The sequence below is a fragment of the Streptomyces sp. NPDC005070 genome (assembly GCF_053600395.1).
The window spans coordinates 1-6,775 of record NZ_JBSFZS010000221.1 but is presented as its reverse complement, the minus strand read 5'-3'; the positions used below and the strand labels follow the sequence as shown (position 1 = coordinate 6,775).

Here is a 6,775-nt window from a genome sequence, read left to right as displayed (position 1 = left end):
GAAAGGACCAGCGGATTGACCTTGGCGGTCAGTCCCGCGACGACCGGGATTCCGGCCTCATGGACCCGGTGAGACCCAGCTCGATGCCCTCGTCCACCTCGGTGTCGACACCGACGGGCACGACGATCTCGTTGTGGTTGTAGCTGCCCGTCCTGGCGGCATACATGAACCCAGCTTCAGTCATGTTCTGCATGGCTGCTCCTTCATGTTCAGCAGACCACCCGCGGTTGTGCGGTCTGTTCGCTGCCTGAAACGTAGAAGGGGCCCAACAGCCCGGAATGAGCAGTCGATACTTATCATCGAATGCGCGTAACACGATCCAGCCGGAGCCCGCCACCAGAACCTCGGCTCAGGCCGGACAGCCTGTGCACGCAGGCCTTCCGCTGTGTCCTGCACAACAGCTTGGCCTTGCAACTACTACTGAGCTGAGGTTCGACTCCGCCTTGAGCCTCGCAGCCAAGGCAACTCCGGCTCAGCATGAGGGCATCCAGTCCGTGGAAGGTGTGGTCGCGTCCAGGGTGTGCGACGCAGAGGACCGGGCCGGGAAGCCGTGAAACCCGCGTCGACACTTGGATCAACGTCCCCTGGACACAGCCTGCCCCTGCCAGTTGATCATTAGGATCGAGTCATGGTGGACGAGGAGCCCGCGGCCCCGCACTGCGCAGATGGACAAGAGGGTGCCCGTTCTGCGCGCTGGGTGCGGCGCGTTGCCGTCGTCGCCCTGTTGATGGCCGCGGTCAATCTCCGGCCTGCGGTCACCAGCCTCGGTCCCGTACTCGAGGAGGTACGTGCGAGCCTGGGGATGAGCGCCACCGCGGCGGGCGTCCTGACCTCAGTGCCCGCGGCGTGCTTCGCGCTGGTCGGCTCCGCCGCGCCCCGGCTGGCCCGCCGGTACGGGTCCGACCGTGTCATCGCCGCCGGCATGGCTGCGATTGCGGCGGGACTCGCTCTGCGTCCGCTGGTGGACGGCACCGGCATGTTCGTCGCCTTGAGCGGCCTTGCTCTCGCCGGTATCGCGGTGGCTAACGTTCTGCTGCCCGTCGTCGTCAAGCAGCGGTTCGCCGACCGGGTCGGCATGATGACGGGTTTGTACTCCATGGCACTCAACCTGGGCGCGTCGAGTGCCGCCGCCGTCACCGTCCCGCTGGCCAAGGCCTTCGGCGGAGACTGGCGGGTTGGTCTCGGCGCTTGGGCTGCCCTCGCAGTCGTGGCGGTCCCTCCGTGGATCGCCCTCGCACGTCACCCCGTTGCACACACCTCGCGGACCAAGACCGGTTCACCGGACTCGGCATCCGCACCTCGAACACGCCTCACCCGTAACCCCACCGCCTGGGCCCTCACCATCTATTTCGGGCTTCAAGCCACCGCCGCGTACGTCGTTATCGGCTGGCTCCCGCAGATCTTCCGCGACGCGGGACTGTCCGCAGCAGCCGCGGGACTGCTGTTCGCCGTCACCTCCGTGCTCGGGGTTCCGCTGTCGTTCGTTCTCGCGGCCGTCGCCGGACGGCTGCGCAGCCAAAGCGGTGTCGCCGTCACCATCGGAGTGTTCGGGATCGCCGGATACGTCGGACTGTGGGCCGCGCCAGCGGCGGCCCCCCTGCTGTGGGCCGTGCTCCTCGGCGTCGCCAACTGCTCGTTCCCACTGGCCCTGACAATGATCGGGATGCGCGGCCGTGACAGTGCCACGGTCATCCGCCTGTCGGCATTCGCCCAGAGCGCCGGATACCTGCTGTCGATCCCCGGCCCCGTCGTCGTCGGAGTGCTCTACCAGCACAGCGGGAACTGGCGAATCCCTCTGGTCTTCATGACTCTCTTGATGCTGCCTCAACTCGCGGCTGGTTGGCTCGCCGGCCGGGACCGTCAGATCGGCTGAGCACCACTCTGACTGCGACCTGCCGACCGTCCGGGGACACGTGATGGTCGGATGCAAGATGGCGTACAGCCCGAGGTGACCGCCCCCTGCCGGCTGCGTTGCGAGTCTGCGACCGCTCGAAAAACTGTTGGCCCGAGGCACACCCTGACCAGGGAAGAGCAATACGCGTCAGCCTGTTGCTCAGAGCTCGTACTCGCACGTCGTTGGGAGCGCGGTCGGGCCGCGCTCCCAACGACGTGGGTCGCCATCGCTGCCCTTCATGTCCACAGCCACAGCCTCGGTATGACGGGCCAACGACGAACACCCCCTGACGGATGTCCACGCTTCGTGAGGCTCAGCGATCAATCACAGGACATTCTCAGGGCCGGTTCTGCGGCTTGGGCGACCAGGCCTTGCCCTTGCCGGCGGATCGGGGGGTGGCACCGGCCTGGGTGAGGAGTTGTTCCACCTCTGTGACGGAGTGGCCGGTGAGTGCGGCGTACTCGAGTGAGGTGCCGGTGCCGAGTCGGTCGATGGCGTCGCCGATGGAGGAGATGGCGGGGCGGCGGGTTGCACCTGAGACGGTGAGGAAGGTGTTCTCGAGGCGGTCGGGCTGGATCCAGCCGTGCAGGACGACGCGGCCGTCGGGGCCCTCGAGAATGAGGGTGGGAAAGCCGCGGGCGCCGAGTTCGTGGGTGCGGACCAGGTCGCGTTCGAACTCTGATTCAGCGTCACCGTTCTCGATCAGACGCCGGTACGACGTCACATCCAGACCAAACTCCACGACCAGCGCCTCGAGAAGTCCGGGGGCAGCGATGTTGCGACCGTCCAGGAAAAGTTCCTCGCGGATGCGGCGCAGGTAGGCCTCCTCGTGTTCGGGTGCCAGCAGGCGGACGGCGGCGAGCGCGATGCTCGGCGGATACGAGGAGTCGATGGGGTCGCTCCACCAGACGGAGGAGTTGATGGCCTGGCCTGAAATCTGGGCGAACTCGTCCCAGTGATGCGCGACGTCCTCGGGGCGTCGGATGCCGTTGCCCGCGTCGTGGAAACCCTGCCAGCCGCGCAGGAGCCCACCGTAGACGTGGCGTACGTCGATGAGGTCGCGGTAGCGCTCCGTGAGCGAACGCCAGGCGGGCTCGAGGATCCAGCAGGCCGAGCAGATCGGGTCGGTCACGTAGGTGATGCGCGTGAGGCCCACCTCAGGCGCGGGACTCGCGACGGTGTCACCAGGAAGGGGCGCGCTGTCACCGGGCAGGGCGCAGACACCCGACTCGAGATCACATGCGCCTCCGGCGAGGGACTGGTCTGTCTGGCTCACGGTGTCTCCCTAGACGTATTGCGGGGGTGGTGTCGGGGTGCGGTGGAGGGTGGGGGCGGGGTGGCACCGTGTGCGATTCCCGCCCCCTTTGTCCGTTGGGTGGGGGTTAGTTTTCGGGGAGGAAGACGGTTTCCATGCCGTCCTGGAGGCCCTTGACGAAGGTTTCGTCGTCGTTGGAGAGGGGGCCTTCGGGGTTGAAGAGGGTTTCGCCGTGCAGGGGGAGGGTGTCCCAGGTGCCGGCCAGGGCGCGGGCGCGGTCCTCGCCGAAGAGGTGGGTGACCAGGGCGATGGTGCTGGGGTGGACGGTGGCGGCGCCGCCGGCGGTGAAGACCTTCGCCTCGGGCAGGACGGACCAGGCGCGCCGCGGCTCGGCGACGTCGGCGCCCAGTTCCTTCAGCCGGCGGCCCAGAACGGCGGCGGCCTGGAAACGGGTGCCCTCGAGGATGCCGGAGCGGAAGACGACACCGACTCCGGCGCAGTTGGCGGCCACCCAGCGGCCCTCGGCGTGGTGGGCGCGGATGAAGTCCAGGACCTGCGGGTCACGGGAGGCCGCGCCGCCGCCGATACCGCCGGGGATGTAGAGGAGGTCGAAACGGTCCTCGGGGCTGACCTTCTCGGTCTGCAGCTGCGCGCCCATGTGAGTGGTGACGGTGCCGCCCTCGAAGCTGCCGAGGGTGACCTCCAGCTGCTCCCCGCTCTGGCCCAGGTCGTAGGCCAGCGCCCTGAACAGCTCCCAGGGCGCGAGGAGGTCCTGCTCACCGACGTTGGGGAAGGCGAGGAAGAGAACCTTGTTGATGCCGCTCATCGTGATGCTCCTTGTATGGATGCGGGTGAGTGAGTCACCCGGTACAACATAGTCATGGACCATGACTATTCCAGTTGGAAGGAAAAAGTTTCGAGATAGGTCTGTCACGACCGCAGGGGGGACCGAGTGGGCTCCAAGGGAGCGTCAGGCGGCGCCCAGGCTGGCCCAGTGGTCGATGAGGCCGTCCGCGTCGAACCCGGATCCGGCGCTGCCGGTGAGAGCCGAGACGATCACGTCGCCCCGGCCGTGCTCGTCGGCAGGCCGAACGGCTGCCCAGTTGTCCGGTGCATCCTGCGGACCGCCGTCAATCACACAGACCTGCACGCCACTGTCCGAGCTGGAAGCCTGCAGGTGCAGCACCACCGGGGGCAGAGCGTGGGAGACGGCATTCGTCACGAGTTCAGAGATGACCATCAGAGTGTCGTAGATCTGATCGTCGTTCAGTCCCCACGCGGCCAGAACTGGGCGGGACTCATGGCGTGCCGAGGCAGGGGCGAGCGGTCCGTGCTCCAGAGGTATATCGAACGCACGCCCACCGGCGAGAACGGCACACGGCTCAGAACCCTGCCGCTGACGGGAGATCGTGGTCGTGTTCATCAGAATCACTGCCTGAAGCTCTGGAACGGATTCCCTGGTACTTCCAGGACACCCCCGGCAGGCACGAAATCCATGAGCAATCCCTACCCAGATGCCCGGCAGTACGGGAGAGACGGTCACGCTTCGAGACGAACAGGAAACCGTCTGAGAATCCTCAGGAGCTGCAGACGTGCTCCCTGCCATCGCATGGATGACCGCAAGGGCCAGTGAGGCCAGGAAGCGATTGGATCCCCTGGTGGGAGGCCCGGGTGCTGCCCGGGCGGGCGGTGCAATGCCTGCGTGACAGGTCCGCGGACACCCCGTTTCGCGGTCGGAGAGACGGGCGCCGCGGCGAATACGCCGGCTGCCCGAGCAGCTCGCACCGCTCGGGCAGCCGACATCTGCGAACCCGGGCCTGCGGGGCTGATGTCCTGACCCCAGACGTCAGTGTGAATTGCCCGCCCGGAATCCCGGACCGCTCACGGTGCGTGTGCGGGACGGACGTCGCTTTCCAGCGTGCCGGCCATGGAAACGGCGGAGGCTCGGCGGGTGTGTCGGAGCAGGAGGGTGATGGCGACGGCGGCCAGAACGGCGGCTCCCGCGCCGGTGATGAGGGCCAGGTGCAGCCCGGAGGAGAAGGCGTCACGGGCTTGTTCGATCAGGGAGGCGTTGCCGGTTTTGGTGCCCACGACGTTGGCGGCTGCCAGAGAGGACCGCGCGGCCTCGGCGACCGGTTCGGGCAGGCTCTCGACGTTGAGGCTGCCGCGGTAGCCGGCGTTCAGGGCGCTGCCGAGCACCGCGATTCCCAGGGCGCCGCCGAGTTCGCGGGACAGGTCGTTCACGGCGGAGCCCACGTTCTGCAGGGCGGGCGGCAGGGCGTCGGTGATGGCCGCGGTGGCGGGCGTCATGGCGAGCCCCATGCCCGCGCCGAGCGGGATGAGCCCGGCCAGGATCAGCCAGTAGGAGCTGTCGGTGTCGAGTTCGGCGAGCACCAACAGGCCCGTGGCGACCGCGATCAGGCCGATGGTCCAGGGCCGGCGCGCTCCGTGCCGTGCGGCCAGCCGCGGGGACAGGCGGGCACTGGGAATCATCGCCGCAGACATCGGCAGCACGCTCACGGCGGCGACGAGGGCGCTGTCACCCCGTACGAGCTGCAGGTACTGCATGACGACGAAGATGAACCCGAAGAAGGCGAAGAACTGCAGCGTGATCGACAGGGTTCCGGCCGCGAAGGGCCGGTTGCGGAACAGCCGCGGGTTCAGCAGCGGGTGAGGGTGCCTCAGCTCCCACAGGACGAACACCGCCAGCACTACCAGACCGACAGCGATGCCGCCCAGCGTGCGGGTGCTGCCCCAGCCGTGCTCGGGCGCCTGGATGACCGAGTAGACCAGTACTCCCAGTCCGATGACGGTCAGAACCGCGCCGATCCCGTCCACCGGCTGCTTCTCAGGTTCCGCGGACTCGGGAACGAACAGATACGTCCCGATGGCGGCCACGACGGCCAGGACGACGTTCAGCCAGAACACCGACCGCCACGACCACACCTCCAGCACCGCGCCGGAGGCCAGCAGTCCCAGCACGGCGCTGGCGCCGGCGACGGCTGCCCAGATGCTGACGGCCCGTGCCCGCTGCGCAGCGGGGAATGTCGTCGTGATCGTGGAAAGCGTCGCGGGCATGACGAAGGCCGCCGCCACACCGAGCAGTGCCCGCAGGGCGATCAGCACGACCGGGTCCGAGGAGAAGGTGGCGGCCGCCGAGACCGCCGCGAAAACTCCCAGTCCGCCCAGCAGGGCCTTGCGCCGCCCGAAACGATCACCGAGTGTGGCCGCCAGGAGCAGGAGGGAGGCGAAGACGAGACTGTAGGCGTCGATGATCCAGGAGAGCTCGGTCTGGCTGGCGTGGGTCTCGCGGGCGATGCCGGGAAGTGCCACGTTCAGTGACGCCATGGCGGAGACGACCGTCGCCAGAGCCAGGGAGGTCACGGCCAGCACCACACCGTGACGCACCTTTCCCCGGCCGTGAGCCTGGCCTGTGGACCCGAAGTCTGCGTTCATGGGGAAACATCCCTTGAATGGAAGCAAGTAAGGCTGCGGCGTACTCGAAATCTCCCTCGAGACCGGTCCGCCGGAGCCCCGTGATCGGAACCGAAACGGATCGCGGTTTTTTGGGGGTCTTTCACGCGGAGACGGTTCGTCTCAGGCGGGCCTGCAATCAGGCTCGCAAG

Annotated in this window: 6 protein-coding genes; 1 reads left to right on the top strand and 5 read right to left on the bottom strand. The window is 67.7% G+C overall.

The genetic code is table 11. The annotated features are described in order from the left end of the window. Positions 1–28: 28 nt before the first annotated feature. Positions 29–193 (bottom strand): hypothetical protein, encoded by a 165-nt coding sequence (locus tag ACWEBX_RS36040; protein ID WP_451888969.1) that lies wholly within the window; start codon positions 191–193, stop codon positions 29–31. A 435-nt stretch (positions 194–628) separates the two neighbouring features. Here ACWEBX_RS36040 and ACWEBX_RS36035 point away from each other — a divergent pair, with 435 nt between their 5' ends. Further along, the gene (locus tag ACWEBX_RS36035; RefSeq protein ID WP_451888968.1) at positions 629–1,873 is read left to right on the top strand and encodes a CynX/NimT family MFS transporter; all 1,245 of its coding nucleotides are present in this window, start codon (positions 629–631) and stop codon (positions 1,871–1,873) included. A gap of 358 nt (positions 1,874–2,231) precedes the next feature. Here ACWEBX_RS36035 and ACWEBX_RS36030 read toward each other — a convergent pair whose 3' ends face one another. The 4 genes from ACWEBX_RS36030 to ACWEBX_RS36015 form a co-directional block, all read right to left on the bottom strand. After that, positions 2,232–3,170: a DsbA family protein gene (locus ACWEBX_RS36030; RefSeq protein ID WP_451888967.1), complete on the bottom strand. Its 939-nt coding sequence runs from the start codon at positions 3,168–3,170 to the stop codon at positions 2,232–2,234. 106 nt (positions 3,171–3,276) lie between these two features. Then, positions 3,277–3,975 (bottom strand): DJ-1/PfpI family protein, encoded by a 699-nt coding sequence (locus tag ACWEBX_RS36025; protein ID WP_451888966.1) that lies wholly within the window; start codon positions 3,973–3,975, stop codon positions 3,277–3,279. A gap of 144 nt (positions 3,976–4,119) precedes the next feature. Then, positions 4,120–4,572, bottom strand: coding sequence for an ATP-binding protein (locus ACWEBX_RS36020; protein WP_451888970.1), 453 nt, complete (start codon positions 4,570–4,572; stop codon positions 4,120–4,122). Positions 4,573–5,030: 458 nt separating this feature from the next. Beyond that, complete coding sequence (locus tag ACWEBX_RS36015) at positions 5,031–6,605, bottom strand: MFS transporter (RefSeq protein WP_451888965.1); 1,575 nt, start codon at positions 6,603–6,605, stop codon at positions 5,031–5,033. Positions 6,606–6,775 lie beyond the last annotated feature (170 nt).

What these genes read in the sequence shown, in the direction of transcription:
- ACWEBX_RS36040 (WP_451888969.1), bottom strand. Translation starts at nt 193, where the DNA reads ATGCAGAACATGACTGAAGCTGGGTTCATGTATGCCGCCAGGACGGGC.
- ACWEBX_RS36035 (WP_451888968.1), top strand. Translation starts at nt 629, where the DNA reads ATGGTGGACGAGGAGCCCGCGGCCCCGCACTGCGCAGATGGACAAGAG.
- ACWEBX_RS36025 (WP_451888966.1), bottom strand. Translation starts at nt 3,975, where the DNA reads ATGAGCGGCATCAACAAGGTTCTCTTCCTCGCCTTCCCCAACGTCGGT.
- ACWEBX_RS36020 (WP_451888970.1), bottom strand. Translation starts at nt 4,572, where the DNA reads ATGAACACGACCACGATCTCCCGTCAGCGGCAGGGTTCTGAGCCGTGT.
- ACWEBX_RS36015 (WP_451888965.1), bottom strand. Translation starts at nt 6,605, where the DNA reads ATGAACGCAGACTTCGGGTCCACAGGCCAGGCTCACGGCCGGGGAAAG.